The following is a 25,034-nucleotide window of genomic DNA, read 5'->3' as shown; positions in this document are numbered from 1 at the left end:
CACCACCCGGGCGTTAGAGGACGGGCAACCCGCGGTGCACCTTAGCGCTTGCGGTCCGACCCGGAGCTATCGCCCATCATCATCATGGCCCCGGACATCAGCAGGCAGGGCAGCAGGAACACCAGGGACGCCCAGCCGCCGACCTGGGCAACACCCTCTGCTCCTCCGTCGAACAGGATTGCCCCGAGCGCCACACCGCTCAGCACCGCCACGATCATGGCCATAGAACCACGACCCATGCCGCAGCCCGTTCCACCGCGAACGCGGGTTTGCGTCGCCGAAGGCTCGGGAGCGGTACTCGGCCCGGTTGCGACGTTCGGGCTCTTGCGCCAATCCTGTTTAGGCATCGTGAGTTCCTCGTTTGCAAATCCGGTTTTCCCGATCCGTTGGAACTACGAGAACCGGGCGCTGGCCTCCCGTTCGTGGTAAAAGGCCCCGACCGGCTGAGATGATGCAGGCCGGGGCAAGGGGGCCAGGACGGTTGCCCAGAGTGGACCCCGCAAGGTGGAGCATAAAGCTCAGCTGTGGGCGGAACTCGCCGGCCGACAATCCAATCACGGGCGCGGTAGGCCCGGTCCGCGTGCGTGGCCCTCATGGGCAAAGGGCCAGCGCGCGTCCCTGGCTCAGCCGCGCCTATCCGGATTCTGCTGGCCAGACCCGCCCTGGTTCTGCCGGTCCATCATGGTCTGCATCATCTTGTTGCAGTTCCCCATCATCTTCGACATTTCCTGCATCATCGGCATCATGCCGTCACCCTGCATCATGCCGCCCATCGTCCCCTTGTCGGAGGGCGCAGGGTTCGTGGCTGGTTCGGCCGAGGCAGCGGCGATGCCGGCAAACAGAGCAAGGCCGAGAGCGGCGGGTGCGAGTTGCAAGATCTTGGACATAGACTTCTCCTGTCGAATGTGCGTTTCGAGATAGTCCTGCCTTCGCGCTACTCGCGCGCGAAGACCTTCGGGGTGCTGTCGCCGATCTCGTAGACCGTGAACGGCCCCATCTTCTCCCCGTCCATGCCCGGCGAGCCCGCCGGCATGCCCGGCAGCGATATGCCCCTGATGGCGGGCCGCTCAGCTAGTAGCCGCTTGACGGCGGCGATTGGCACGTGCCCCTCGACGACGTAGCCGTCGACGAGCAGCGTATGGCAGCCCTGGAGCGGCTCGGGCACTCCGTGCTCGCGCTTGAGCGCCGCAAGCGCGGGAGTCTCCTTGACGGTGACCGCAATCCCGCTGCTCTGGAGCACCTTGGCGTAGGCGTCGCAGCACTGGCACTGGGGGTTCTTATAGAGAATGGCGGTCGGGGCGCCTTCCGCCGCGGCCATGGACGGCGCGGTCACTGCAAGAAGAACGCCGAGGAGCGTACGGCGGTGAATCATAGCGTGCCCTCCGGCCTGTTTGCCCTACTGGGCCGGAGTGATCGACTGAACGGTGTAGGAACCTTTGCTCCCACTTAGGGTAAACTTGACCTTCTCGCCCGGCTTGACCTTCGAGAGATCGACCGACTGGGCGACCGGAAACTCCATGTGCATGGCGGGCCAGTTGATCGCCGGGATCGGCTCGTGGTCGAAGGTCACCTTGTGCTGGCTCGCGTTCACGGCCGAGACGGTTCCAGTGGCGCTGGCCGTCTGCTGCTTTCCGCTCTCCGCGCCAGCCTTGCCGCTCATACCGGGCATGTCGCCCATCGGCGCGGCCTGCGCCTCAACGCCTCCTGCAAGCAGCAGCGCGGCGACGGCCGCGGTCAGCGCACCCTTTCGGCTCGACTGGCCAAAATCAGACATCGGTGTTCCTTCCCTTCCTGGTCCGGCTGGCCGGGGCACCAAGGGCGCCACCGTCGCGAGATCCTGGATGCTCCTTCGAGGCGGAGGCCACGCGCGTGCGGCCCCTTCACAACAAACTTCGGACCCGGTCCGGGAAAGGTTACAACTCGCCGACCTCCTATCTGCGGGCGGCCGACAGTTGCGCTTTTTCACGCCCGGATGAGAGAAACGTTTGTACCGTGCTTCGGCGCAATCCGGTGCCAGGTGCGCACGCGATTGCCGCTCGCCGGCCCTTCTTGCGCAGGAGCACGGCTCACAGCATAGCCGTCGCGTTAGGGCTTCCCGCGTGGCCTGGCCGGGAGGGACGCTTGGATCGGGCAGGCGTCTTGTTGACCGATCCCGTCACCGAGCCGCTATCGACCGGCTCCGGTGCCCGGGACGGGTTTCGGTGTGCACCCGGACGAATACGGGGCGGGACGATGTCCACCCAACCCCCAGAGGCGTAGATCGCTCCGGTCGACGTAATGAGTTCTCCAAGGAGTAGCGCAAAAACATGCGCTCCATGCCAAGTCCTTCCCTGGTTCTCCTTGGCGCGTGCTGCGTCTTGTATGAATTCTGAATGGCAGGCGAACAGTTACAGGAGGAGTGTTTTCCGGAGAGACTGACCAAACAGATCGGTCCGGGCTGACGCTGGTAACCGACACGGAAGCACTCTCGACAAGAGCGTGCGGGGCTTCGGGGCCGTGCGCGAGAACCTGTGCTCGCCCTTCGCCGCACGCTGTCGGCCACTCATCCGCGGGGTGCTGCCGGTCCGCCAGGACCCGGTGATCCGGGGCCGAGTAACAGCCACAGACCACCCAGGAAGCGGGCCACATAGGCGCCGATCCCGACCATCCCCAACTGCACGCGCGGTTTCCGGACCACGACGGCCATGGCTGCGGCCATGAGTACCAGCCCGAACTCGGCACGACGACCACGCGTCAGGAGAACGAGTCCGAGGATGGCACCGACGCCGATCATCAGTTCCAGCGCGTGCGTTGCAAGGCTCGTCACTTGAGAAGCGTTCAGCATGCGGGAACGAGCTCCGAGGTCGAGAGCGAGCGCTAACCGAGTGGGTCGCCGCGGCAGGGCCGCGGGCGCCGAGGGATTTCACCCCTGACCACTCGCATCGCAATGGCGCCCGTGCAGAGACTCAGCGCCGTCTTGCATCGAGCGGCGAACAGCAGGTGCACAGGTCCTGGGGTGAGAACGAGAGGGTGTCGTCGGGCGCCTCTCTCGGCGATGGAACCCCGCGTAGCCGGTTGTGGATCGCCGTCGCGGCGATGGCGGCCTGGCCCATCGCGACGCTGATCTGGTCGAGGCTGCGCACCACGTCGCCGGCGGCGAATAGTCCATCCGTCGAACTGCGCTGGTGCTCGTCCGTCACCACGCAGCCTTTGTCGTCCAGATGCGTGTCGAGGCCACGAACAAGCTCGGACCTGGCCGCGCTGCCCAGCGCCGCGTAGAGCACGTCGAACGACCGGCACACCCCGCTGAGCATATTGAGTGCACGGACCTGATCCCCCTCGACGACCACGCGCCTGACCGGCTCCTCGACGACCGCGATCTCGGCCTGTGCCGCCTGCCGGCGCTCCTCCGCCGTCAGCGTCAGGGGCCGACCAAGTGACAGCAGGGTGATGTCGGAGGCATAGGTCCGCAGGAACAGGGCTTCGTGCAGGCCGCTGTTGCCCTGTCCGATGACTCCGACGCGCTGGCCCATCGCCTCGTAGCCGTCGCAGATCCCGCAATGGCGCACCAGCCCACGCCGGATCACGTCCGACACAGCCGGCAGTTCCGGCTCCCGGTCGACCACGCCGGTCGCCAGCAGGATAGTCCGGGCCGGGATCGGCTCCCCGTCGAGCGTGGCGAGGAAGACGCCGTCTGGCCGGCGCTCCAGGCGCGTGACGGAACCCGGGACGATATGCGCACCGTACTTGCGCGCCTGCTCCGTCATCCGGCCTAGAAGCACCCGCCCGTTGATGCCCTCGGGAAAGCCCGCGTGGTTATGCGAGGTCGGGATCAGGACGGCCCGGCTCCGGCCGGCGTCAACCACCTGGAAGCGCCTGCGATACCGGGCCAGGTAGATGGCGGCCGTCAGGCCAGCCGGTCCACCGCCAATCACGAGACAATCCAGGACGCTCCGCGGCATGGTTTCCGACTTCCTCCCGTTTGCGGATGACTGCTCGTCCCGATGACCGGAGTTGCGGGGGCAGTTCCGCGCTCATTCGGCAGGATTGACCGGCGGAGGCTGCACGCGAACCTCGGCTCGGTCGGGCCTCGCCGCCCCGGTCCCGGACCGAGCCCGGTGTGGAAGCCCGCGCGCCTTCACTAGGCCGTAGATGGCCGGGATGACGACGAGGGTCAGCACCGTCGAGGACACCATGCCGCCGATCATCGGCACCGCGATCCGCTGCATCACCTCCGAGCCCGCGCCCGTGCTCCACAGGATCGGCACGAGCCCGGCCATGATGGCGACAACCGTCATCATCTTCGGCCGCACCCGCTCGACCGCGCCCACCATGATGGCCCGGTAAAGGTCCGCACGCGTCACCTCGCGGCCCGCGGCGGCAGCCTCGGCGCGCTGCTCGTCCCAGGCGTGATCGAGGTAGATCAGCATGATGACGCCGGTCTCGGCGGCGACGCCGGCGAGCGCGATGAAGCCCACCGCCACCGCGACCGACATGTTGAAGCCCATCCACCACAGCAGCCAGACCCCGCCCACCAGCGAGAACGGCAGGGACAGCATCACGATCAGTGTTTCGGTCAGGCGCCGGAAGTTCAGGTAGAGCAGCAGGAAGATGATCAGCAGGGTGACTGGCACGACGATCTTCAGCCGGGCCTCGGCTCGCTCCAGGTACTCGAACTGGCCGCTCCACTGGAGCGTCGTGCCCTGGGGAAGCTTGACCTCGTTCGCCACAGCTTGGCGCGCCTCAGCAACGTAGCCGCCGAGGTCGCGGCCCGTTATGTCGACGAAGATGTAGACCGCGAGTTGCCCGTTCTCGGTTCGGATCGAGGTCGGCCCCCGGGTGAGCTGCACCTTGGCGACCTCGCCGAGCGGCACGGTACCGCCATCCGGCATGGGCACCTGCACCTCAGTCGCGATGGCTTGCGGGTCCGAGCGGAAGGCCCTCGGATAGCGCACGTTCACGGTATAGCGCTCGCGGCCTTCGACCGTGTTGGTGACCGTATCACCCCCGAGCGCCGTCGCGATGACGTCCTGCACGTCGCCGACCATCAGGCCGTAGCGCCCGAGCGCCTCGCGGTCCGGCGTAATGTCGAGGAAGTAGCCGCCGATCACGCGCTCCGCGTACGCGCTCGACGTGCCCGGCACGGCCCGCACCACCGCCTCGACCTCGCGGGAGACCTTCTCCATCTCGGCCAGATCCTTGCCGTAGACCTTGATGCCGACCGGCGTGCGGATGCCGGTGGCCAGCATGTCGATGCGGGCACGGATCGGCTGCGTCCAGGCGTTCGAAACGCCCGGGAACTGGAGCGCCTGATCCATCTCCGCCTTCAGGCTCGCGAGCGTCACGCCCGGGCGCCACTCGCTCTTCGGCTTGAGGCTAATGATGGTCTCGAACATTTCCGTCGGCGCGGGGTCGGTCGCCGTCGAGGCGCGCCCCGCCTTGCCGTAGACCGAGGCGACTTCGGGAAACGACTTGATGATGCGATCCTGCGTCGCCAGCAACTCGCCTGCCTTCGTCACCGAGATGCCCGGCAAGGTCGTGGGCATGTACATCAGGGTGCCCTCGTTCAGGTCCGGCATGAACTCGGAGCCGAGTTGGCGCGCGGGCCAGATCGTGGCGCCGAGCGTCACGAACGCGAGCAAGATGGTCAGGACCTTGGCCCGAAGTACGCCATGGATGACCGGCCGGTAGACCCAGATCAGGAAGCGGTTGAGGGGGTTCTTGTGCTCCGGGATGATGCGGCCCCGCACGAACAGCACCATCAGCGCCGGGACCAGCGTCACCGAGAGCAGGGCCGCTGCTGCCATGGCGAAGGTCTTGGTGAAGGCGAGCGGTCCGAACAGCCGCCCCTCTTGGCTCTCCAGGGTAAAGATGGGCAGGAACGAGACCGTGATCACGAGGAGCGAGAAGAACAGTGAGGGGCCGACCTCTGCCGCCGCCTCGACCAGGATCTCGACCCGGGGCTTGCCTGGGGGCGCCCGCTCCAGGTGCTTGTGGGCGTTCTCGATCATCACGATGGCGGCGTCGATCATGGCGCCGACCGCGATGGCGATGCCGCCCAGGCTCATGATGTTGGCGCCTATCCCGAGGAGATGCATGGCGCCGAGTGCCATCAGGATGCCGACCGGCAGCATCAGGATGGCCACCAGAGCGCTGCGCAGGTGCAGCAGGAACACGATGCAGACGAGCGCCACAATGACGCTCTCCTCGACAAGTGTCCCCTTGAGCGTCTCGATGGCCGCCTCGATGAGTTGCGAGCGGTCGTAGACCGGCAGGATCTCGGTGCCCTTGGGCAGGCTGGCCGCCACCTCGGCGAGGCGCGCCTTGGCGCCCTCAATGACGTTGAGGGCGTTCGCGCCGAAGCGCTGCAGGATGATGCCGCCGGCGACCTCGCCCTCACCGTTCATCTCGGTGATACCGCGCCGCTCGTCCGGCCCGAGCTCGACCCGGGCGACGTCCCGCACCCGCAGCGGCGTGCCGCCAGCGGTCTTGAGCACGATGTTCTCGATGTCGGCGACGCTCTTCAGGTAGCCGCGGCCGCGCACCATGAACTCGAACTCGGAGAGTTCGACCGTGCGGCCGCCGACGTCGGCGTTGCTCGACCGGATCGCCTCCCGGAGTTTGCTGAGGCTGATGCCCTGGGCGCGCAGGCGGTTCGGGTCGACGACGACGTTGTACTGCTTGACGAAGCCGCCGACGCCCGCGACCTCGGCCACACCCTCGGCGCGCGAGGCGCCGAAGCGGACGACCCAGTCCTGCAGCGAGCGCAGCTCGGCGAGCGTCTGCTGCTTGGCCACGATGGCGTATTGGTAGACCCAACCCACGCCCGTGGCGTCGGGGCCGAGCGTCGGCGTCACGCCGGACGGCAGGCGCTTGCCCGCCGCGCTCAGGTATTCGAGCACGCGCGAGCGGGCCCAGTAGGGGTCGGTGCCGTCCTCGAAGATCACGTAGACGAAGGACACGCCGAAGAACGAGAAGCCGCGCACCACCTTCGACCTCGGCACCGTCAGCATGGCGGTGGTGAGCGGGTAGGTGACTTGATCCTCGATGACCTGGGGCGCCTGACCTGGGTATTCGGTGTAGACGATGGTCTGCACGTCCGAGAGATCCGGGATGGCGTCGAGCGGCAGGGTGCGCACGCTGTAGAGACCAGCCGCCACCACGAACACGGTGCCGATCAGGACTAAGACGAGGTTGCGGGCCGACCAGCCGATGAGGCGCGCGATCATTCTGCCTTCTCCTCGGCCTGCGCCCGGGGCTCGGCGGGGGACTTGGGCGCGGCCATGCTCTGCAATGCCGCCTTCAGGTTGCTCTCGGCATCGATCAGGAAGTTGGCCGCGGTCACGACTTGCTCGCCAGCCTGCACTCCCTCGCGGATCTCGGTGTAGCCCTCGCCGCGGGCGCCAACCTTGACCTCGCGGGGTTCGAAGCGACCCTCGCCCTTGTCGACGAGCACGACCTGGCGTGCGCCCGTGTCGATGACGGCATCGTTCGGGACCGCGACGACGGGCTTCGTCGCCCCGGTCCCGATCTCGACGTCGGCGTACATGTCGGGCAGCAGTACCCCGTCGGGGTTCGGCAACTCGATGCGCACGCGGGTGGTGCGGGTTTGCGTGTTCACCTGCGGATAGATCAGCCCGACCTTGCCGGTGAAGCTGCGCCCGGGGAGCGCGCGCACGCGCACGCTGACGGACTGGCCGACCTTGACATTGCCGAGGTCGTACTCGGGCACGTCGGCCAGCACCCACATCACCGAGATGTCGGCGATCCGGAACAGGGTGTCGCCGGCCGCGGCCTTCATGCCCTCAATAGCGGTGCGCTGCAGCACGAGGCCGTCGCGGGGCGAGGACCAAGTGATGGCCATCGGCACCTTCCGCGTGCGCTCCATCTCGGCGATGACCTCGGCTGGGACGTTCAGGTTCTGGAGGCGTCGGCGCGAGCCGTCGAAGCCCGGGTTGGCGATGAGCTGGGCCGCCGCGGCATTGATCTCGGGCGAGTAGATGTCGACCAGCGGCTGCCCTTTGCGGACGCGGTCGCCGGTGGTGACGTTCTCCACCTTGTCAACATAGGCATCCGAGCGGGTCGCCACGACGGTGACGCGACGCTCGTCAAGCGTCACGGTGCCGGGCACCCGCACGGCTCGGCTGACGACGCGACGTTCGGCCCTCTCGGAGCGGACGCCGGTGCGCTGGACCTTGCCGGGCGAGATCTTGACGGTGTTGCCTTCCTCGGCCTCGCCCTCGTAGACGGGGATGTAGTCCATCCCCATCGAGTCCTTCTTCGGAACCGGTGAGGTGTCGGGCAGACCCATCGGATTGCGGTAGTAGAGAACCTTCTTATCCCCGGCCTGGGCCATGCCGGTCTGGCTGACACCGGCCTGCTCCGCCGCCTTGGGCTCGAAGTCCACATCCGCGCCGACGCGCACGGGCCGGTAGTCGCGGCCATCGGGCGTTTTGGCTGGAGCCAGCGCGTAGAGCGCCTTGTCGGGATCGCGGTAGTAGAGGACGGGTGCGTCCGGTGCCGGGCCCACCTCGTCCCGGACGAGGAGCGCGGAGATCGAGGCCGGCAGCCAGGCTGGCAGGGGCCAGCGGGCTTCGCCGACCTTCAGGCCGAGGACGAGGGCGCCCACGAGCGCGGTCGGCACGGCCACGAGCCCGATGAACCAGGAGATGAGGCTTCGGCTGGTATCCCGGCGCCCACGCGCCTCGCCGACCTCGAACGGTGTCATCTGGTCCATCACGGTATCGCCTTGAGCGCGAGCTTGGTCTGGACGGTGCCGGTCTGGCCCTGCACCTTGGCGGCCAGCGAGAGCTGCCAGTCGCCGCTCATCGTAAGATTGGTTGCGAACTGATAGAGGCCCGGCTCGGTCGCGGGCTGCGGCTCCAGCTCCGTCGTCATGGTCGGCATACCCGCGGGCGTCATGTCGAGGCGGTGTGCGAACACGACCGCATCCGCGACCGGCTTGCCCGTCGGCTTGTGCACGAGGCGCACGGTCAGGACCGCCTCGCCCTGCTTCGCTTGGGCCTCGGTCAGCTCGAAGGCATAGTCCTTGAGCGCGACCGGCGTGCCGGCGCTGGCGGGGGCAGCTCCCGAGGCCGGCAGCCAGCCGACGACCGCGGCGGGCACGTGCGCGGTGATTGAGCTCGGGACCGCCCAGGTCCCACGCCCCAAGCCGTAGCCGAGGGCGACGGCAGCCAGGAGCATCGTGGCAAACAAAGCAATGCCCACGATCCAAATTGCTCGACCACCGCGGGGGGCGGTCTCGAACTCTTCGAAGTCACGAAAGGGCGTGTTCTGATGCATCATGGCACTGCCTGCAGGACGAGCCTGCCTTGGACTGGGTCTGGAAGGCCGGGGATCTTGGCCGCGAGTGTGAGCGCCCAGCCGCCCTCCATTGAGAGGTCGGTCTCGAAACGGTAGTAGCCGGGCAGCGTATCGGCCTGGAGTTCCAACGGCGCCGTCATCGCGCCCATCCCGTCAGGCGACATGTCGATGCGGCTGATGAACAAGACCGCGTCCGGAACCACCTTGCCGGTGCGCTCGTCGACGAGCCGGACCAGGATGGTCGTGCCATAACCCTGCTTCACCTCGCGCTCGACGAGCTCGAAGGCGTAATGGGGCGAAGCGTCGCGGCTAAAGGACGACGCGAAGGTCACGCCGGCGCTTATGAGAAACGGAGTCAGCGCGAGAGCACGCCACAATGGAAGGCGCCGCTGTGCGGGACTGGCCGCAGCACGTGCTGCGGCCAGCGGAGGCGTGTAAGGTAGGACGCTCAAAACTCAGGGCCGCCTGTTGTGCCACCGAGGTTCTGCTGGACTGGCGGACGCTCCGGGAACTGCGCATTTCCGCGAGTACTGCTTCGGAAATCGCGCCCCTGCACGTCGCGAGAGACCCGAACGCGTCCAATGCTGCCGGCGATGGTTCCGGTCGTCGCCGGCTCGCGCAGTGCGTGAGCCGAAGGCCGATCATGGTGGTGTCGCTGCGGGCCAGTTCGTGCCTGTAATCCCGGCGCGGCGGATGCCGCACCGGCCAAGGTCAGTGAGACAAGGGTGATGCCAACCGTGAGCTTCATGACGTGTCTCCGTTTCCTGGGAGGCGCCATCCGTTCTGCGCCATTGCTCTCAAGTTCGGGGGGCTGGATTATTTCGTTACATTCGATGGCTTGCCTTCGTGACTGCGAGCGCTGCTGGCGCGAGGGTGGCTCCCAGCGCCTCGTCAGTATTGCGGGCCGCCGGAGGTGTCGCCGAGGTTCTGTGCCTCCGGCGCTCGTTCAGGAAACTGCGCATTGCCACGCGTGCTGCTCCGCATATCCCGGCCGAGCACGTCCCGGGCATCCAATTTCACGCGAGAGTCACTGGGTAAGCTCCCGGTCGCCTGTGGGCCGAGGCCAGGAGTCGATTGAGCTTGGAAGACCGCTGCCGCTGCGGCAGGAGCCCAGGTGCCGGAGGAAGGACTGGCTGATGCGGGCGCCGCGGAGGCCGCGAGAGCCAAAACAACCACGAAATAATTATTCACGAGTGCACTCCGAAGATGGGCCACAATGTCTTAATTCGCGGCTTTACTTTCTTTACTTCGAGGTTGGCAGATCGATGGTTACACGCCTTCTTGCGACAACGGAGAGCGTTGAATGTCGTTGGCCTGCTTGGTGAGTCGGCCCGAGGCATCTTCGTCGAGATGTCAGGTCGTACGCGGGATGCGGAAATCCGGGTCAGGGCCGTGACGAGCGCCCAGGCGGCAGGTCGCCCGGCTCGGGGCTTGTCCGCGCACGCCAAAAGGCCAGCGGTCAGGCGGCTTGCGCGCGGACTTGCGGCAACTCGAGCACGGCGAGGTTCTTCTTGACCGCTTCCTGAACCTTCTCGAAGGCGCGCACCTCGATCTGGCGCACGCGCTCGCGGGAGACGCCGAACTCGCCGGAGAGATCCTCCAGGGTGATCGGGTCGTCGGCCAGCCGCCGCGCCTCGAAGATGCGGCGCTCGCGCGGGTTGAGGACGGAGAGCGCGTCGCGCAGAGCCGCGAGCCGGTTCTGCCCTTCCTCCTCGCCGGCGAGCACCGTCTCCTGGCTCGGCGAGTTGTCCACCAGCCAGTCCTGCCACTCGCCCTCACCCTCCTTGCGCAAAGGGGCGTTGAGCGAGGTGTCGCCTAACAGGCGGCGGTTCATGTCGATCACGTCCTGCTCGGGCACGCCGAGCGAGGTGGCGATCTGTTGGACCTGCTCGGGACGCAAATCGCCCTCGTCGAGCGCCGAGATGCGCCCCTTGGCCTTGCGCAGGTTGAAGAACAGCTTCTTCTGGTTGGCCGTGGTGCCCATCTTCACGAGCGACCACGAGCGCAGGATGTATTCCTGGATCGCCGCCTTGATCCACCACATCGCGTAGGTGGCCAGCCGGAAGCCCTTCTCGGGGTCGAAGCGCTTGACCGCCTGCATCAGGCCGACATTGCCCTCGGACACCACCTCGCCGATCGGCAGGCCGTAGCCGCGGTAGCCCATCGCGATCTTCGCGACGAGGCGCAGGTGCGAGGTGACGAGCCGATGGGCCGCCTCGCGGTCCCCATGGTCGCGCCAGCTCTTGGCGAGGGTGAACTCCTCCGTCGGCTCCAGCATCGGGAACCTGCGGATCTCGCCGAGATAGCGGGGCGGGATCCCGAACTCAGGCGAGACCGACAAGGAGATGTTCCGCACGACGGGTGCCGCCGATGTTCCCCGGGCTGGATGCGGGGTCGGTCCAGGTCTGATCACTGTCGGCCACGCCCCCGGCGGTCCGTGTACTCCCGACGAGGGATGCCGTTGACCGAACCCGTCGAGCTCACGTCCAGGTTGACGTTGGGCGTCGAGGCAGCGGAATGCCGCCTGTTCAATTCGTAGAGCTTGATGGTGTCGATACCGTTCGGGCCGGCGAAGCCAACGTATGGTGTTGCCGCCGTGATCGCGGCGGCAATCCCAAGGGCTATGGCTGAAGATTTCATGGCCGTGAATCCTTCTAGTGAGACTTCTTCTACGTGCCGCCTTGATCCACTAGCTTCGCCGCGAGGCGTCATGGATCTGAATGCTTCTTGGACGGAAAGTGCCAAGGCGCGGCACGGCGACATGCCAAGCTTCGGCCCTGCGGCAGTTCCCCCGAACCTACGATGGCGGGCAGGCGCGGTGCTCGTGCGTTCAGCCCCAGCGGGCCGGCGCCGGCTCAACGCGGCTCGGGCCGTCGCGTCAGAAGTGCGCGCCTGGCCGCGCCGGCTGACGGGTCGCAGGGCGACCGGGCGCGACGTTGACCGCCCCCGTGGTGCGGACGGCGTCCGGCGTTTCGAGGTTGCGGGGTGCCGTCTGGTGCGCCCCAGGTCGGAAGCGGGGCGGGACATTGTCCATCCACCCAGCGAGGGCGTAACCCGGCAGCCCGGCAAGCATGGCGATGCCGGCAAAAACGGGGATCATCTTGCTCTTCATGGCGGGACTCTTTTGCTTACCTTGAGGCTTGACGCCTCTGCCCTTGATTTCGGACCTCTCGCGGAAGCCGTTACAGCACCCTCAGAGTTTATTACGGGGCTCAGCCGGCGCCGCGAGGATCTCCGCGATCGCCCCTCGATGGGGACCGCTCCTCCGCCGGAGGCGAGGATGCGCGCGGTCGGGCAGGCCTCAATCCTGAGTGCACGGTGGGGAGAACAGGTAGAATCCGTCACGGTTGGCCGCCTTCCGGGCCGATGCCGCCTTGAAGCCCGGCGGCATGAAGCCTCTCTTGCCGAGGGTGCCCCGGAACCGCCACGCCGCACCGGTGAGGAAGTCCGGGATCGGCAGGCTTGTCGGCACCGCGCAGAACAGGTCCCGGGCGAACCGGGCCTGGAAGATGACGTAGGTCCGCTTCGGTGGCTTCGCCTGGGCCCGAGCACCCTCGGCGAGCGTCGCGACGCGGTCTCCGAGCCCGATGAGGCTTTGCCGCGAACCCGGGTCTCCGCGGCCCATGGCCCTCCCCTCGGCGGCCCCGTGCGCACCCGATCCACCCCGCTCAGGTTCGGCCAGGTATCGGTAGCGCTCGGCTGGTATAGGTTGGCGCCGCGCGCCGCCGCGTCGCGCGAAGAGCGCGCTCCACGGCCGTGAGGATCGTATCGCCCTGAGGGGCAAGAAGCCGCAATGCCCCTCACGAACCGCCGGCGATATCTCATCCATGATGCCGAGTTCGGAGGCGATGGGCCCTTCGTTACAACAGGGGCTGTACGGGCGACGCCCGCTGTCCGGCACATCCGGCTCAACCATGCGCGGTAAACTGGGCGCCCAGCCAATGCCTGGTGGGATGACATCGGTCTCGTCCTGGAATGCTGTAAGGGCCGGACCCTCGATAAGAGACCCGGGCACAGGCCCGCGCCTGGGCTGTCGCCGGAAGCGCGGCTGTCAGGGCGCCGATCGGACGGCGCGCCTAGCTTAGGACGGTGCTCTTGGGCGGCAGGGGATCGGGCGGTCCTTGCAGGCCCGTGCCCCCGACATCGGCGAGCGTAAACGCGAACGAGGCCCCGACGATCCGCGGGCTGAGCGCCGCCGGAGCGACGGCGACGAAACCAGCGCACAGGAGCAAGCAGGCCGCGGGGGCTTTCCCTGCCTTATCGCAACCGTCGCATCCGTCGGGCATCGGCCCCTGCATCGCGACCGCGGGCATGGCCGCCTTCATATGCGCGGCCTGCAGGCCATGCAGCGCGAACCCCGCCACGAGGGCGAGGGTCAGGAGCCACGAGCAGACGGAATGGGACCGGAGCCAGGACATCCGGCCCGGCATAACAGGCCGCCGCACGCATCGAAAGGCCAGGACCCGGCCTATGGCCGGCTGTTCTCGGCGCGCACCCGCGCGCCCAGCCCTTCCCTTCCTAGCCCGGCGCCCGACCCGAGCCATCAGGCGGTGGTCCGAGCCGGGAGCCGCCACGACTTGGCCCCGCTGCCATCGCGTCAGCGGGCTATTGTAACCGTTCAGGCAGGCCTCCCGAACTTCGTGAGGAGCGCATGATGATTGCCAGTGAAGCAGAGCTCAGGGGCCTGATGAGGGCCAGCCTGGACGGCGACGCGGCCGCGTACCGGGCGGTCCTCGACCGACTGAGCCGGCATCTGCGCGCCTACTACCGTGGTAAGCTGGCCCGCATCGGGCGAAGCCAGTCCGAGGCGGAGGACCTCGTGCAGGATACGCTGATGGCAATCCATACGCGTCGGCATACCTACGACGTGGACCAGCCGTTCACCCCATGGGTGCAGGCTATCGCCCGCTACAAGCTGATCGACCACCTGCGCCACACCCGCCCCTCGATGGCCGATGTGCCCATCGAGGATGCGGGCGACTTCGCGGCGCAGGACGACCATGCTGGCGTGGAGAGCGCGCATGACCTCGATCGGCTCCTGGCCAAGCTACCAGAGAAGATGCGGTTCGCGATCCGCTACGTGAAGCTCGATGGCTTGAGCGTCGCCGAGGCCGCCAGCCGAACCGGCATGTCGGAATCCGCCATCAAGGTCAGCGTCCATCGTGGCCTCAAGGCCATGGCGTCCGCGATTAGCCGAGGAAGGACACGATGAGAACGAACGAGCTGATCGAGATGCTCAGCAGCAACATCGAGCCGACCGACCACCGCCGGCTCAAGCGCGGCCTCGGCCTCGCCGCCGCGCTCGGCGCGGGGGCGGCGCTCTGCGTCGCGCTTCTGTTACTCGGGGTCAGGCCGGACCTCCATCACCCCGGGGTGCTCGGCTTCCTGCTCCTGAAGGTCGCCTTCGGCGCCGGCATCGTCGTCCTGGCCGGGTGGCTGTTGACGAAGGTCGCGCGTCCGGGCGGCGAGACCAGGATCCGGGCCTGGGTCGCCGCGGCGCCGTTCTTCGGCGTCATGCTGCTGGCCGGTCTCAGCCTCGCCTCGGCTCCGAGTTCGCACTGGGACAGGATGCTCGTTGGCCACATGTGGCTGGAGTGCCTCGTGTCGATCCCGATCATTGGCGTGCTGCCCTTCGCCGTGCTGGTCTGGGCCGTCCGCCGGTTCGCCGCGCCGACCGACCTCGTCCGGACGGGCGCGCTCGTCGGGCTGGCCGCCGGAGGGATCAGCGCGATGGGGTACGCCCTCCATTGCATGGACGACTCCGTTCCCTTCGTGGCGCTCTGGTACGGCGGCACCATTGCGTTCTGCACACTTGCCGGAGCCCTGCTCGGACCCCGTCTCCTGCGTTGGTGAGGTCCGCGAGTTCGCGTGGCCGCCCTCCGGAGGCAGACGCGGGCTCCGCTTGGCCCGCCCGGTCCGCAGCCCTCCGGCCGCGCGGGCCAAGCACACCCTGCCCTGGACTTGCGAACGGAGATGAACTCGGTGGAGGTTATCCGAGACGGGGCCCTCGCGGCGGCCGGCCTGGTGATCGCCCTCACAACGGTCAGTTACATGACCGCTCCGCCGCAGTGCTGGGTCATGGCCGACGGTCGACCCCACATTGGCGGTCCCTTTCGGGTGGTGACCCATACCGGAGCCATGCTCGTTTCGCGCGTCCTACAGGGCAAGCTCCTGGTGGTCTTCTTCGGTTTCACCCACTTCCCCGGCGTGTGCCCGACTGCGCTGGCAAGCCTGTCCCAGTTGATGGTGGACCTCGGGCCCGATGCCGACGGGCTGCAGGTGGTGTTCTTCACGGTTGACTCGAACGCGACAGGCGGGAGGCGCTCGCCTGATACGTGCAGGCCTTCAACCCGCGCCTCCATGCGCTGACTTACCCCACGAGGAAGTTGCGGCCGCAACGAAAGCCTACCGGATCTTCGTGGAGAAGGTGCCGACGGTCTCCAGCGGCTGCGCGCTGAACCACACGGCGGCCGTGTGTGTATTGGATGGCGCCCATCAGCGCTGGCTTTGTGACAGGCACCGCCATGTCGCTGATCGACGGCGAACCATGGCGCCCGGTCACCGCTTCGCCTCGTCCGGTCGAGAGTACCCAACGCTCTCGCGGGCCAGCGGTCTGGCAAACCAACTCGTGTACGGCGTAGCGGCACGATCGACCCCTTCACAGCTGCGCACCGGAATCAGCAATGTTACACTCCTTTTCCGCCAGCATGCGGGGGCTCGGTGCATCTGAGTGGGCGCGCCAGCACCGCTCGGGTCGTCCGCGGTCACCTCAAGCTGGTCTGGCCGACTGTGCAGACCTGAAGGGCATCGAATGCGATCTATGGACCCGCTTCGCTGCGCTCGGCCTGATAGACCTGCTGCCGCGGACGAGCGCGAGCCGTCGAGGCTCAGTGCGGCCGCCTCGGTCGACCTTCATTCATTGGGGAAGCGCGTCCCGTGCCCTGCTCGTCTGCAAAGCCAAGGTATGCCTCGGCCACACAGGCCGCGGCCGATCTCGGGTCATCCGCCTCAGCGAGCGCCTCAAGGGCTCGCATGAGGTGTTCGACCACCTCGCGATGCCCCTCCCGCTGCGCTTGCCGGAACGCGGCGAGAATGAGGGTGTCGAGGGCTTCCTCCTCGAACTCGGACCTTGGCGCACTCATGGGCGTCCTCCCTTAACCGGCGGCGTCTCGGACCGGAAGAGACGCACGGCAGCTGCGGCCAGCGCCAGTTCCGCCGCCGCGAACAGGGCAAGTGTCGTCCCGAACCCGAAACGGAGCAACCCGCCGAAGAGCAGGCTTCCCAGCCCAAACCCGGTGAACAGCAGGCAGACGTTGAGCCCCATGGCCTGGCCCGGACGTTGGCCCCCGAGCGCGGTGACGACGCCGGCGAGCAGCGGCTGGGTCATGTCGTAGCCGAGCGACAGGACCGTCACCGCCACCGCCGCCAGGAGAAGCGGCGCGTCGAGGGTCAGGGCCGCCGCCGACAAGGCCCCCAGGAGCAGGCCGGCCGGAAGGAGGCGGCCGCGCCCTCGCCGGTCCGCGATGCGGCCGATGACCGGCCCCAGGAGGAAGCCGGGGATGCCGTAGCCGAGGAGCGCCAGGCCGACCCCGACGGGACCGAGCCCGTATCGCTGCTCGAAGTACAGGCCGAGCCAGGTGAACACGCCGGAGTGGAACATCGAGTTGAGCAGCACGAAGCTATAGGTGCGGCGTCCGCGTGGGTTGAGCAGGAGGTCGCGATAGCCGCGGAACAGGTCGGGCAGCCGTGTCCCGGCCGCCGTGGCGCCCGGGATGATCACCCGTGACGGCGCGAGGACGAGCAGGAGCGCGCCCCCGGCGGCGCCGACGGTCAGGAAGAGGCCGCGCCATCCGACGATCGGTTCGAGCAGGGCTCCGAAAGTCGACCCGAAGGCCATGCCGCCGGCCATGGCGCCGAACAGCCATCCCAGGGGGCGCCCGCTTCGTTCGTAGGGGAAGAGCCGGCCCACGAGAACGAGGCCGAGCGGAACGACCCCGCTCGCCCCCAGGGCCGGTCATGAAGCGCCACGTGGCGAGTTGCCCGACCGAGCTCGCCGTGGCTGTCAGGGCCGTCAGCGCCGCGAAGGTGGCCAGGGAACCCGCCATGACGCGCCAGACGCCGAGGCGGTCGGCCAGCAATCCGTAGACCAGCGTCGCCGCGCCGTACGGGATCAAGTAGGCGGGAACGATGAGCCCGACACGCTCGGGCGAAACGCCGAACCCCTGCGCCAACTGCGGCAGGATCGGCGCGACCATGAACGCCTGGAAGAAGATCACGAACGCCGCCGCCGCGAGCACGCGGAGCAGGCGCTCGCGGTCAGCCTCCGCGGGTTCCGCCGCTCCGGGGATCATGCCTGCACCTCGGCGCCGTCGAACCCGCCGTTGGCGAGCGCCGACCGGATCTCCGCGGGTCCGACGCGGGACGGCTCGAACCGAACGGCGACGTGCTTGCGCCACGCGCTGGCCCTCGCCTGCCGGACCCCCGGAACGGCCATCAGCAGGTCACGGACCATCTCGGCGCAGCCGTCGCACAGCATGCCCGGCACGGAGAGGGTGACCTCCGTCAGGGAGGCGGTTTCGTCGCTCATGCGGTCTCCGGGGTTCAGAGCAGGTCCGCGTAGACCCGTGCGTAGTAGGCGCTGACCAGTAGGAGGGCGGCGCCGCTGAGGAGCTGCAGGGCTCGCCCCCAGACGCCGAGGCGGGCCAGGCGGGTGACCGCGCTCCCGGCCGCGCCGGCGGCGAGGAAGGGCAGGCCCCGACCGAGGCCGAATGCGAGGGCGAGGACGACGCCGCGCCCGGTCCGACCCTCCGCGGCCGCCACCGTGAGCAGCAGCAGCAGCGGCGCGACCGAGGTGCCAACACTGAACACTACGCCGTAGGCGAAGGCGCCGAGGAGGCCGGGGCGGCGCCAGGCCGTCAGCGCTCGGGTGCGCAGGCGCGGCCACCAGAAGGCGAGCAGCGCAGACGCGAGCGAGACGGCGGCCATGAGCAGGGCCCAGTTCCGGCCGAACGCCTCCGTCGCGAGCGCGCCGAGATGTCCCACCGCGGAGCCGAGGGCGGCGAGGCTCAGGACGATCCCGGCGAAGAAGGACCCGGCCACCTGCAGTCCGGCGCGGCGGGACCCCGCCTCCGAGGCCCCGGCGACGCTGGCCAGGCCGAGCCCGACCGGCAGGGTGCAGGGGCAGACCGCGCTGGCCAGGACCCCGGCAAGGAACGCGATCCAGAGGGCGGCCGGCCCGCCGGCGCCGGTCGCCAGGGGCTGGACGAGATGTTCGAGCGTCACGGCGCCACCACGGGGGTACCGGGGGTGTAGCCGAGGCCCGCGATGGCCGTCCGCACGCGACCGAGCAGGAGGGGTCGGCCGGCGGCGTAGGTGACGCGGAGCGTGCGGCCGACGAAGTCGACCTCCGCGTCGGTCACGCCGTCCACCTTCCGGACTGCACGCTTGATCGAGGCGGCGCAGGAGAGGCAGACCATGCCTTCCACCGGGATGGTCGCGACCTTCAGGTCGGAGCCGCGGTGTGACATGGCCGGCGTGTCCTCCTGGGCACGGACCGGGCCGGGCGGTCCCAGGAGGAGGGCTGCGAGCGCGACCGCGCCGCTCGAAGAATTCAGGAACCTCATCGCCGACCTCCTTCGATGGCGAGCCCGTTCGTGCCGGGCAGGCTGCCGACGCTCGTGACCGCTCCCAGGAACAGTCCGGGCTGGCCCCAGAGGGAATTGAGGAAGATCGCGGTGACGCTCACCGCCATGGCGACCATGGCCCAGATCGGGTTGATGAGGCCGGCCGCGGCGACCGGGATGCCGAGGCCGTTGAAGGCAAAGGCCAGCCAGACGTTCTGGAGCATCTTGGCGTAGCTACGCCGGCTGATGCGGCGGGCGAGCGGCAGCGCGGCCAGGCGGTTCGACAGGATGATGATGTCGGCAGCCTCAATGGCGATGTCGGTGCCCCCGCCCATGGCGATGCCGACGTCGGCCTGCATCAGGGCGGGCGCGTCGTTGATGCCGTCGCCGACCATCGCGACCTTGGCCGTCGCCTGGAGGCGCCGCACGGTCTCCGCCTTGCCGTCGGGCAGTACCCCCGCGTGGACCTCGTCGATGCCCGCCTCGGCGGCGATCCTGCGGGCGGCTCGCTCGTTGTCACCGGTGAGCAGGACCGTCCGCAGGCCCTCAGCCCGCAGGGCCGCGACCGCCTGCGCCGCGTCGGACCGCAGGCTGTCGTCGAGAGCGAGCAGGCCCAGCAGGCGACGGTCCCGGCCGACCACGATGACGGTGCGCCCGGCCCCCTCCAGGTGCTGGATGCGGGCCGCTGCGGACGAGAGGTCGATGCCCCGGCCCGCCAGGAACGCTGGGCTGCCGACCAGGACCTCGCCCGCCCCGGTGCGGGCGACGACGCCCTTGCCCGGAACGGCCTCGAACGAGGTCACGTCCGGGGGCACGGCGCCACGCGCGAACGCGGCCTTGACCACCGCCTGCGCGAGCGGGTGCTCGGACGAGGCCTCGGCCGCGGCGGCAAGGGCGACGAGATCGGCCTCGCTCCCGGAGAACGCCTCGACCTCGCGGACCGCGGGCCGGCCCTCGGTAAGGGTCCCGGTCTTGTCGAGGACGACGGTGTCGACGAGGCGGTAGCCCTGGAAGGCCTCGCCGGTCCGCATCAGGATGCCGTGCTCGGCGGCCTCGCCGGCCCCCCGTACGATGGAGAGCGGCGCCGAAATGCCGACGGCGCAGGGATAGCCCATGACCAGGACGCTCAGGCCCGCGAACACGGCCCGCTCGATGTCGGGTTCGCCGCCGGCCAACCACGAACCAGCGAACCAGCCGACGAAGGCCAGCGCGGCCACCACGAGCACGGTCGGGGTGTAGACCTGCAGGACGCGGTCGACGAGGTGGAGCAGGCCGGGTTTGAGGGCGCGGGCGTCCTCGACCTCGCGCACCACCTTCTGCAGGAAGCTGCCGGCACCCACCGCGGTCACCCGCACCAGTAGGGTGCCGGTGCCGTTGATCGAGCCGCCGATGACGGCGTCGCCCTCCGCGCGCTCGACCGGGATGGGCTCGCCGGTGACGAGGGACTGGTCGACGGCGGAGCGGCCGCCCGCGACCGTGCCGTCGACGGGCACGCGCTCCCCGGGGCGGATGCGGACGAGGTCGCCGACCGCGACGGCGTCCAGCGGCACATCCCGCTCCTGGCCATCCTGGACCACGCGGGCGGTCTCCGGCTGGAGGTCGAGGAGCCGCTTCACGGCCTGGGAGCTGCGCGTCTTGACGATGAGCGACAGCCATTCGGAGAAGATGTGGTAGGTCGCGACCATGACCGAGACGGCGAAGAACGGCGCGGTCGGGTAGTCCGGCCGATCGAGGGCCAGCCCGATGACGCCGCCGAGCATGCCCGCGAAAGCGCCGATCTCCAGCAGCACGTGCTGGTTCAGGATGCCGCGTCGGAGGGCCTGGACGGCCATGTGCAGGATGTGGCGCCCGACCCCGAAGACGATCACGACCGCCAGCGCGGCGACGAGCCAGGGGGCGGAGGCCGCAAGGTAGCCCTGGAGGTTCAGGTAGAGCAGGCCGAGTGCCAGGACGGCGAGACCGGCGGTGCTGGCGGCCGCCGCGAGGAGACTTGTCTTCCGCAGGACGAGGAAGACCATCGCGCCGAGGCTGAGGCAGACCAGGGCGGGCAGGAAGCCAATCCAGCCGAGGGTAGGGTCCGCGATGATGGGTATGGAGGCGACGCTGAGCGCGACCGCCACAACGAAGCGGCGGCTCTCGCGCACGAGATCGCGCTCCTCCTCCTCGTAGGGCCGGACCTTGCGCGGGTCGGAGATGGTGTAGCCGATGTCGCGCAGGATCCCCAGCAACGCCGCCGGCCGCGCGACCGCCGGGTCGTACTCGACGAGGGCCTGCTCGTGGGTCAGGCTGACCGCCACCTTGTCGACGCCGGGCTGGCTGCCCAGAGCCTTCTCGATGGTGCCGGTGCAGAGCGAGCAGTGCAGGCCACCGATTCGGGCACGGATGCGCGCCCGGTCGGGCCGGCTGGCAGGCTCCTCGCTCCACAAGGAAAGGTCAGTGTTGAGTGCCGCTGCGGCCATCGGTCTGTCTCCTGGAATGTCCGGTCGGGTGAGTCAGGCCGAAGTCCGGGCCACGACCCGGAAGCCGCGCTTCTCGATCAGCTCGACGAGGCGGCCCTCGCTGGTGGCCGCCGGGTCGAAGAGAGCTCGGACGCGTCCCTCGTCGAAGGAGACGTCGATGCCGCGGACGCCGGGATGAGCCTCCAGCAGAGAGCCGACCGAGGCGGAGCAGGCGGCGCACCGCCAACCTTCAACCTTCAGGGTGACCGTCCTCATGGTGTGTTCCTCTTCCTCGGTTCGTCGCATCGGCAGGCACCCGGCTCCCGCGGAGCCTCGTCGAGAGCTTCCAGGATGGTGCAGCCGCCCAGGCTGCCGTGGCCCGGGCACGACACGACCACGGCCTCCAAGGCGGCGCGGACGCGCAGGAGCTCGGAGATTTTCTCGTCCACCTCTGCGATCTTGTGCTGGGCTTGAGCCCGCACATCGGCGCAGTCGGCCTCCGGGTTGGCGCGCAGGGCAAGGACTTCCTGCGCCTCCTTGAGAGAAAAGCCGATCCTTTGGGCCTGCCGGATGAAGCGGATGCGGGCGACCACCTCGGGCGGGTAGGTCCGATAGCCTGCCCCCCTGGCCGGCTGCTCGATCAAGCCCTGGCGCTCGTAGAACCGGATGGTCTCGACGCCGACACCGGCCTCCTGCGCCGCTTTTCCGATGGTCAAATCCCTCATTTGCCGCCCCGGCATCACTAACACTCCAAGAGCCTACACTCCGTACCGTGGTACGGGGTCAAGGGCGGAGTTGTCGGAGAGGTTCGCAGCTCGGGACAGGTGGTCCGGCGAGGGCATCCGGTATCGTCGCAGTTCGCTAGAGTGAGACAGCGGTGTCCACCAAGAGACCGGCAGGAAGCCTTCGACTGCCACCTCAATCACCTTGGGACGCTCATCCGCTCTGCGGCTTCACGGATGAACGGAACCCCCCAGGATCTCGGGAACTCGATCTGGCCGATTCGCCGATGCCTTGACCTTCCCATCATAGGAAGCCCCATCTGTGCAGGACGCCACCAGAGGGAGAGCGTCATGTTCCGCTACAAGGTCGACAAGATGGGCTGCGGCGGCTGCGCCAAGTCCGTGACCCGCGCCGTCCTCGGCATCGAGCCGAACGCCCGCGTCGAGGTAGACCTGGGAGCCAAGCTCGTGACCGTGTCCGGTGCCGCCGGCCCGGCCGACCGCATCGCCCAGGCCATCGCCACCGCGGGGTATCCGGCGATGCCGCTGCTCGCGGCGGCTTGAAAGAACGCGCCGGAAACCAAACATGCCTGCGGGCATTCACGTCTCAACGGCGGACATAGTCCCGCCACCGGAATCGGTGTAAGCCAGACCTCATGAGCCTCGACCGGCAAATCGTGCGCCTGATGGCGGCGATGATCCTCGCGATCATCGCCTACGTCGCGCCGTCCGCCGTCCAGGCCCACGAGGGGCACGCGCACCGCGGCCACCACATGGCCGCGGTTCAGCCGAAGCCCGTCCCTGCGACGACCAAGGCGGCGGGGACCGTGCCCGCCAAGCCGACCGCCCGGTCCGAGGCGCCGGCCTGGTCCAAGGTCACGCTCGCGGCCATGGAGACGGCGCGCATCGAGCCGACCGGGGACGATTGCTGCCAGCCCGGTTGCAAGACCCGCTGCTGCGGGACGATGGCCTGCTGCGCCACCGGCGTCCTTTCGGGCCCGTCTGGCCTCTCACCGTCTCTGTTCCGGACCGTCACGCTGATCCCGCGCGACGTCGCCGGCCGTTCGGGCGCCGGTCCAGAGGCCCTGCCCAAGCCCCCACGAACCCTCGCGTGAAGTAGGGCGCGCCTGAGGCGCGCGACGCCCGGAATGCGCCCGCGAACGGCGCCGTCCGGACCTCCCGACGCGAGGATTCCCGTTCATGCCGATCCGTTTTGCCGCCGCCTATAGCGCGGTGGCGCTGCTTGCCGCCGTCCTGGCGGGGCCGGCGCTCGCCCACGAGGGCCACGACCACGGCGCCGCGCCGCCGCCCGTCTCCAAGACCATCGCCCCGCGCGGCGAGGCGCTCTCGGACGCGTTCGAGCTCGTCGCCATCCCGCGCGACGGCACCCTGACGCTGTTCCTCGATCGCTTCAGGACGAACGAGCCGGTGACCGGCGCGACGGTCGAGGTCGAGACGCCCGAGGGGCCGAAGACCGCGACCGCCACGGCCGACGGCGGCTACACGTTGCCGGCCCCGTGGCTATCGAAGCCCGGCCGGCACGACCTCGTCGCGACCGTCACGGCGGGCGACGCCGTGGACGTGCTCACCGTCGCGGTTACCGTCCCCGACCGGAACGCCGCCCCGGCCGCCGCGCCTGCCACGCCGTCTCCGGCGCAGGCGGCTCTGGCGCGCGTCACCGAAATCGCTTACGGCGTCCGGGAGCGCCTGACGGCCAAGGACCCGACCCTGGTGGCCGCGGTCGCCGTCGCGTTCCTGCTCGGCGTGCTCGTGACGGCGCTCGCACGCGGCCGTCGGGGGGCTCCGGCCCTTGCCCTGCTCGCCATCGGCATCACCCTCGTCCTCGGCACCGCCGCCTTAGCGCACGGCGACGAGGACCACGGCGCGCCCGTGCAGGGGGCCGCCCTGATCGAGCCGCGCCAGACCGCGCCGGCCTCGTCGGACCTCGCGCAGCGCCTGCCCGACGGGTCGGTCTTCGTGCCGAAGCCCACGCAGCGCCTGCTGGTGCTGCGCACGACCCTGACGGAGCGGGGCAGCTTCCACCGCTCGGTCGAGCTGCCCGGCCGCATCATCCCGGACCCGAACGCCAGCGGCGTCGTGCAGTCCTCGGTCGGCGGCCGCCTCTCGCCCCCGCCTTCCGGCATCTTCCCGCGCCTGGGCACGAAGGTGCGCAAGGGCGACGTCCTCGCCACGGTGACGCCGCCGGTCCAGGCGGTCGACGTTTCCGACATGCGCCAGCGCCAGGGCGAACTCGACCAGCAGATCGCCATCGTCGAGCGCCGGGTCGAGCGCTACCGCAAGCTCGCGACCACCGGCGCCGTCGCCACGACCCAGCTCGACGACGCGGTGGCCGAGCTCAACGGCCTGCACGACCGCCGCGCCGCCCTCGACAAGATCCGGCAGCAGCCCGAGACCTTGGTGTCGCCCGTCGATGGCGTGGTGGCGCAGGCGACCGCGGTGGCCGGCCAGATGGCGGCGCCCGGCGCCATGGTCTTTCAGATCGTCGACCCAAACCGTCTCTGGGTCGAGGCGCTCAGCTTTGACGCGCTGACCGCGGCGCAGAACGCCACCGCGCGGCTCGCGGACGGCCGGACCCTGAAGCTAGCCTACCAGGGCACGGGGCTCGCCGACCGCAACCAGGCCATCCCGGTGCAGTTCGCTGTTCAGGGCGAAGCCTCCGGCCTGCGGGTCGGCCAGTTCGTCACGGTGCTGGCCGGGACGGACACGGAGCAGTCCGGCCTGGCGCTGCCCCGCTCGGCCGTCGTGCGCACCGGCAACGGGCAGGACGTCGTCTACGAGCACACCACCGCCGAGCGCTTCGAGGCGCGTCCCGTTCGGGTCGAGCCGCTCGACGGCGGCCGCGTGCTGGTCGCTGAAGGGATCGGGCCCGGCAAGAGGGTCGTGACCCAGGGCGCCGAACTCCTCGATCAGGTCCGCTGAGGAGGCCG

General features: G+C 69.0%; 27 protein-coding genes and 1 pseudogene. 6 read left to right on the top strand and 22 right to left on the bottom strand.

The genetic code is table 11. The features are described from left to right. Positions 1 to 41 precede the first annotated feature (41 nt). The 14 genes from HNR00_RS16300 to HNR00_RS16235 form a co-directional block, all read right to left on the bottom strand. Positions 42 to 347 (bottom strand): hypothetical protein, encoded by a 306-nt coding sequence (locus HNR00_RS16300; RefSeq protein ID WP_183571188.1) that lies wholly within the window; start codon positions 345 to 347, stop codon positions 42 to 44. A gap of 276 nt (positions 348 to 623) precedes the next feature. Beyond that, the gene (locus tag HNR00_RS16295) at positions 624 to 887 is read right to left on the bottom strand and encodes a hypothetical protein (protein WP_183571186.1); all 264 of its coding nucleotides are present in this window, start codon (positions 885 to 887) and stop codon (positions 624 to 626) included. A 47-nt stretch (positions 888 to 934) separates the two neighbouring features. Next, on the bottom strand, positions 935 to 1,372 hold the full coding sequence (locus HNR00_RS16290; protein ID WP_183571184.1) for a DUF411 domain-containing protein: 438 nt from the start codon (positions 1,370 to 1,372) through the stop codon (positions 935 to 937). 24 nt (positions 1,373 to 1,396) lie between these two features. Further along, entirely contained in the window at positions 1,397 to 1,774 is a 378-nt protein-coding gene (locus tag HNR00_RS16285; protein ID WP_183571182.1) for a copper-binding protein, read from the bottom strand. 768 nt (positions 1,775 to 2,542) lie between these two features. Beyond that, positions 2,543 to 2,824 (bottom strand): hypothetical protein, encoded by a 282-nt coding sequence (locus HNR00_RS16280; RefSeq protein WP_183571180.1) that lies wholly within the window; start codon positions 2,822 to 2,824, stop codon positions 2,543 to 2,545. Positions 2,825 to 2,945: 121 nt separating this feature from the next. After that, on the bottom strand, positions 2,946 to 3,941 hold the full coding sequence (locus HNR00_RS16275; protein WP_183571178.1) for an NAD(P)/FAD-dependent oxidoreductase: 996 nt from the start codon (positions 3,939 to 3,941) through the stop codon (positions 2,946 to 2,948). A 72-nt stretch (positions 3,942 to 4,013) separates the two neighbouring features. Continuing rightward, positions 4,014 to 7,208: an efflux RND transporter permease subunit gene (locus HNR00_RS16270; RefSeq protein ID WP_183571176.1), complete on the bottom strand. Its 3,195-nt coding sequence runs from the start codon at positions 7,206 to 7,208 to the stop codon at positions 4,014 to 4,016. Further along, positions 7,205 to 8,716 carry an efflux RND transporter periplasmic adaptor subunit gene (locus HNR00_RS16265; RefSeq protein WP_183571173.1) on the bottom strand — a complete coding sequence of 504 codons (1,512 nt, stop codon included), beginning with the start codon at positions 8,714 to 8,716 and terminating at the stop codon, positions 7,205 to 7,207. Before HNR00_RS16265 ends, HNR00_RS16270 begins: the two co-directional genes overlap by 4 nt. Continuing rightward, positions 8,716 to 9,183 (bottom strand): FixH family protein, encoded by a 468-nt coding sequence (locus tag HNR00_RS16260; RefSeq protein ID WP_246390723.1) that lies wholly within the window; start codon positions 9,181 to 9,183, stop codon positions 8,716 to 8,718. The genes HNR00_RS16265 and HNR00_RS16260 overlap by 1 nt, the downstream gene beginning before the upstream one ends. Positions 9,184 to 9,281: 98 nt before the next feature. Further along, positions 9,282 to 9,635 carry a FixH family protein gene (locus HNR00_RS16255; protein WP_312886069.1) on the bottom strand — a complete coding sequence of 118 codons (354 nt, stop codon included), beginning with the start codon at positions 9,633 to 9,635 and terminating at the stop codon, positions 9,282 to 9,284. Between the two features lie 1,127 nt (positions 9,636 to 10,762). Beyond that, positions 10,763 to 11,644 carry an RNA polymerase sigma factor RpoH gene (gene rpoH, locus HNR00_RS16250; RefSeq protein ID WP_210306520.1) on the bottom strand — a complete coding sequence of 294 codons (882 nt, stop codon included), beginning with the start codon at positions 11,642 to 11,644 and terminating at the stop codon, positions 10,763 to 10,765. Between the two features lie 68 nt (positions 11,645 to 11,712). Continuing rightward, a complete protein-coding gene (locus HNR00_RS16245; RefSeq protein ID WP_183571169.1) occupies positions 11,713 to 11,943 on the bottom strand; it encodes a hypothetical protein in 231 nt (76 codons plus the stop codon). Between the two features lie 238 nt (positions 11,944 to 12,181). After that, a complete protein-coding gene (locus HNR00_RS16240; protein WP_183571167.1) occupies positions 12,182 to 12,415 on the bottom strand; it encodes a hypothetical protein in 234 nt (77 codons plus the stop codon). A gap of 189 nt (positions 12,416 to 12,604) precedes the next feature. After that, on the bottom strand, positions 12,605 to 12,928 hold the full coding sequence (locus HNR00_RS16235) for a hypothetical protein (RefSeq protein WP_183571165.1): 324 nt from the start codon (positions 12,926 to 12,928) through the stop codon (positions 12,605 to 12,607). A 1,029-nt stretch (positions 12,929 to 13,957) separates the two neighbouring features. Here HNR00_RS16235 and HNR00_RS16230 point away from each other — a divergent pair. From HNR00_RS16230 to HNR00_RS16220, 3 genes are all read left to right on the top strand, one after another. Further along, positions 13,958 to 14,515, top strand: coding sequence for a sigma-70 family RNA polymerase sigma factor (locus tag HNR00_RS16230; protein WP_183571274.1), 558 nt, complete (start codon positions 13,958 to 13,960; stop codon positions 14,513 to 14,515). Continuing rightward, positions 14,512 to 15,156 carry an NrsF family protein gene (locus tag HNR00_RS16225; RefSeq protein ID WP_183571163.1) on the top strand — a complete coding sequence of 215 codons (645 nt, stop codon included), beginning with the start codon at positions 14,512 to 14,514 and terminating at the stop codon, positions 15,154 to 15,156. Before HNR00_RS16230 ends, HNR00_RS16225 begins: the two co-directional genes overlap by 4 nt. 120 nt (positions 15,157 to 15,276) lie before the next feature. Then, positions 15,277 to 15,672 carry an SCO family protein gene (locus HNR00_RS16220; protein WP_183571160.1) on the top strand — a complete coding sequence of 132 codons (396 nt, stop codon included), beginning with the start codon at positions 15,277 to 15,279 and terminating at the stop codon, positions 15,670 to 15,672. Positions 15,673 to 16,441: 769 nt separating this feature from the next. Here the strand turns inward: HNR00_RS16220 and HNR00_RS16215 are convergent. The 8 genes and pseudogenes from HNR00_RS16215 to HNR00_RS16185 all read right to left on the bottom strand — a co-directional run bounded on the left by HNR00_RS16215 (position 16,442) and on the right by HNR00_RS16185 (position 22,104). Continuing rightward, entirely contained in the window at positions 16,442 to 17,272 is an 831-nt protein-coding gene (locus HNR00_RS16215) for an MFS transporter (protein ID WP_312886068.1), read from the bottom strand. A 100-nt stretch (positions 17,273 to 17,372) separates the two neighbouring features. Then, a pseudogene (locus HNR00_RS25840) lies at positions 17,373 to 17,558 on the bottom strand (MFS transporter); the annotation flags it as partial. 92 nt (positions 17,559 to 17,650) lie between these two features. Beyond that, positions 17,651 to 17,890: a heavy-metal-associated domain-containing protein gene (locus HNR00_RS16210; protein WP_183571158.1), complete on the bottom strand. Its 240-nt coding sequence runs from the start codon at positions 17,888 to 17,890 to the stop codon at positions 17,651 to 17,653. A gap of 14 nt (positions 17,891 to 17,904) precedes the next feature. After that, positions 17,905 to 18,585 carry a cytochrome c biogenesis protein CcdA gene (locus HNR00_RS16205; RefSeq protein WP_183571156.1) on the bottom strand — a complete coding sequence of 227 codons (681 nt, stop codon included), beginning with the start codon at positions 18,583 to 18,585 and terminating at the stop codon, positions 17,905 to 17,907. Next, complete coding sequence (locus tag HNR00_RS16200; protein WP_183571154.1) at positions 18,582 to 18,926, bottom strand: heavy-metal-associated domain-containing protein; 345 nt, start codon at positions 18,924 to 18,926, stop codon at positions 18,582 to 18,584. Before HNR00_RS16200 ends, HNR00_RS16205 begins: the two co-directional genes overlap by 4 nt. Beyond that, entirely contained in the window at positions 18,923 to 21,385 is a 2,463-nt protein-coding gene (locus HNR00_RS16195; RefSeq protein ID WP_183571151.1) for a heavy metal translocating P-type ATPase, read from the bottom strand. The genes HNR00_RS16200 and HNR00_RS16195 overlap by 4 nt, the downstream gene beginning before the upstream one ends. A gap of 33 nt (positions 21,386 to 21,418) precedes the next feature. Then, entirely contained in the window at positions 21,419 to 21,640 is a 222-nt protein-coding gene (locus tag HNR00_RS16190; RefSeq protein ID WP_183571149.1) for a heavy-metal-associated domain-containing protein, read from the bottom strand. Next, positions 21,637 to 22,104, bottom strand: coding sequence for a MerR family DNA-binding protein (locus HNR00_RS16185; protein WP_246390719.1), 468 nt, complete (start codon positions 22,102 to 22,104; stop codon positions 21,637 to 21,639). The genes HNR00_RS16190 and HNR00_RS16185 overlap by 4 nt, the downstream gene beginning before the upstream one ends. Positions 22,105 to 22,437: 333 nt before the next feature. Between HNR00_RS16185 and HNR00_RS16180 the strand changes: the two genes are divergently transcribed. From HNR00_RS16180 to HNR00_RS16170, 3 genes are all read left to right on the top strand, one after another. Further along, positions 22,438 to 22,650: a heavy-metal-associated domain-containing protein gene (locus HNR00_RS16180; RefSeq protein WP_183571147.1), complete on the top strand. Its 213-nt coding sequence runs from the start codon at positions 22,438 to 22,440 to the stop codon at positions 22,648 to 22,650. 92 nt (positions 22,651 to 22,742) lie between these two features. Beyond that, positions 22,743 to 23,201: a hypothetical protein gene (locus HNR00_RS16175; RefSeq protein WP_183571145.1), complete on the top strand. Its 459-nt coding sequence runs from the start codon at positions 22,743 to 22,745 to the stop codon at positions 23,199 to 23,201. Positions 23,202 to 23,286: 85 nt separating this feature from the next. After that, positions 23,287 to 25,026: an efflux RND transporter periplasmic adaptor subunit gene (locus HNR00_RS16170; protein ID WP_183571143.1), complete on the top strand. Its 1,740-nt coding sequence runs from the start codon at positions 23,287 to 23,289 to the stop codon at positions 25,024 to 25,026. Positions 25,027 to 25,034: the final 8 nt, after the last annotated feature.

Origin of the sequence: Methylorubrum rhodinum (genome assembly GCF_014199935.1) — a bacterium.
Lineage (GTDB): Bacteria > Pseudomonadota > Alphaproteobacteria > Rhizobiales > Beijerinckiaceae > Methylobacterium > Methylobacterium rhodinum.
The sequence above is the reverse complement of the archived record's forward strand: the minus strand, read 5'-3'. Positions and strand labels throughout refer to the sequence as shown.

Coding starts and splice junctions, on each gene's coding strand:
- HNR00_RS16300 (WP_183571188.1), bottom strand. CDS start 347: ATGCCTAAACAGGATTGGCGCAAGAGCCCGAACGTCGCAACCGGGCCG.
- HNR00_RS16295 (WP_183571186.1), bottom strand. CDS start 887: ATGTCCAAGATCTTGCAACTCGCACCCGCCGCTCTCGGCCTTGCTCTG.
- HNR00_RS16290 (WP_183571184.1), bottom strand. CDS start 1,372: ATGATTCACCGCCGTACGCTCCTCGGCGTTCTTCTTGCAGTGACCGCG.
- HNR00_RS16285 (WP_183571182.1), bottom strand. CDS start 1,774: ATGTCTGATTTTGGCCAGTCGAGCCGAAAGGGTGCGCTGACCGCGGCC.
- HNR00_RS16280 (WP_183571180.1), bottom strand. CDS start 2,824: ATGCTGAACGCTTCTCAAGTGACGAGCCTTGCAACGCACGCGCTGGAA.
- HNR00_RS16275 (WP_183571178.1), bottom strand. CDS start 3,941: ATGCCGCGGAGCGTCCTGGATTGTCTCGTGATTGGCGGTGGACCGGCT.
- HNR00_RS16270 (WP_183571176.1), bottom strand. CDS start 7,208: ATGATCGCGCGCCTCATCGGCTGGTCGGCCCGCAACCTCGTCTTAGTC.
- HNR00_RS16265 (WP_183571173.1), bottom strand. CDS start 8,716: ATGGACCAGATGACACCGTTCGAGGTCGGCGAGGCGCGTGGGCGCCGG.
- HNR00_RS16260 (WP_246390723.1), bottom strand. CDS start 9,183: ATGCTCCTGGCTGCCGTCGCCCTCGGCTACGGCTTGGGGCGTGGGACC.
- HNR00_RS16245 (WP_183571169.1), bottom strand. CDS start 11,943: ATGAAATCTTCAGCCATAGCCCTTGGGATTGCCGCCGCGATCACGGCG.
- HNR00_RS16240 (WP_183571167.1), bottom strand. CDS start 12,415: ATGAAGAGCAAGATGATCCCCGTTTTTGCCGGCATCGCCATGCTTGCC.
- HNR00_RS16235 (WP_183571165.1), bottom strand. CDS start 12,928: ATGGGCCGCGGAGACCCGGGTTCGCGGCAAAGCCTCATCGGGCTCGGA.
- HNR00_RS16230 (WP_183571274.1), top strand. CDS start 13,958: ATGATTGCCAGTGAAGCAGAGCTCAGGGGCCTGATGAGGGCCAGCCTG.
- HNR00_RS16225 (WP_183571163.1), top strand. CDS start 14,512: ATGAGAACGAACGAGCTGATCGAGATGCTCAGCAGCAACATCGAGCCG.
- HNR00_RS16220 (WP_183571160.1), top strand. CDS start 15,277: ATGAACTCGGTGGAGGTTATCCGAGACGGGGCCCTCGCGGCGGCCGGC.
- HNR00_RS16210 (WP_183571158.1), bottom strand. CDS start 17,890: ATGAGCGACGAAACCGCCTCCCTGACGGAGGTCACCCTCTCCGTGCCG.
- HNR00_RS16200 (WP_183571154.1), bottom strand. CDS start 18,926: ATGAGGTTCCTGAATTCTTCGAGCGGCGCGGTCGCGCTCGCAGCCCTC.
- HNR00_RS16195 (WP_183571151.1), bottom strand. CDS start 21,385: ATGGCCGCAGCGGCACTCAACACTGACCTTTCCTTGTGGAGCGAGGAG.
- HNR00_RS16190 (WP_183571149.1), bottom strand. CDS start 21,640: ATGAGGACGGTCACCCTGAAGGTTGAAGGTTGGCGGTGCGCCGCCTGC.
- HNR00_RS16185 (WP_246390719.1), bottom strand. CDS start 22,104: ATGCCGGGGCGGCAAATGAGGGATTTGACCATCGGAAAAGCGGCGCAG.
- HNR00_RS16180 (WP_183571147.1), top strand. CDS start 22,438: ATGTTCCGCTACAAGGTCGACAAGATGGGCTGCGGCGGCTGCGCCAAG.
- HNR00_RS16175 (WP_183571145.1), top strand. CDS start 22,743: ATGAGCCTCGACCGGCAAATCGTGCGCCTGATGGCGGCGATGATCCTC.
- HNR00_RS16170 (WP_183571143.1), top strand. CDS start 23,287: ATGCCGATCCGTTTTGCCGCCGCCTATAGCGCGGTGGCGCTGCTTGCC.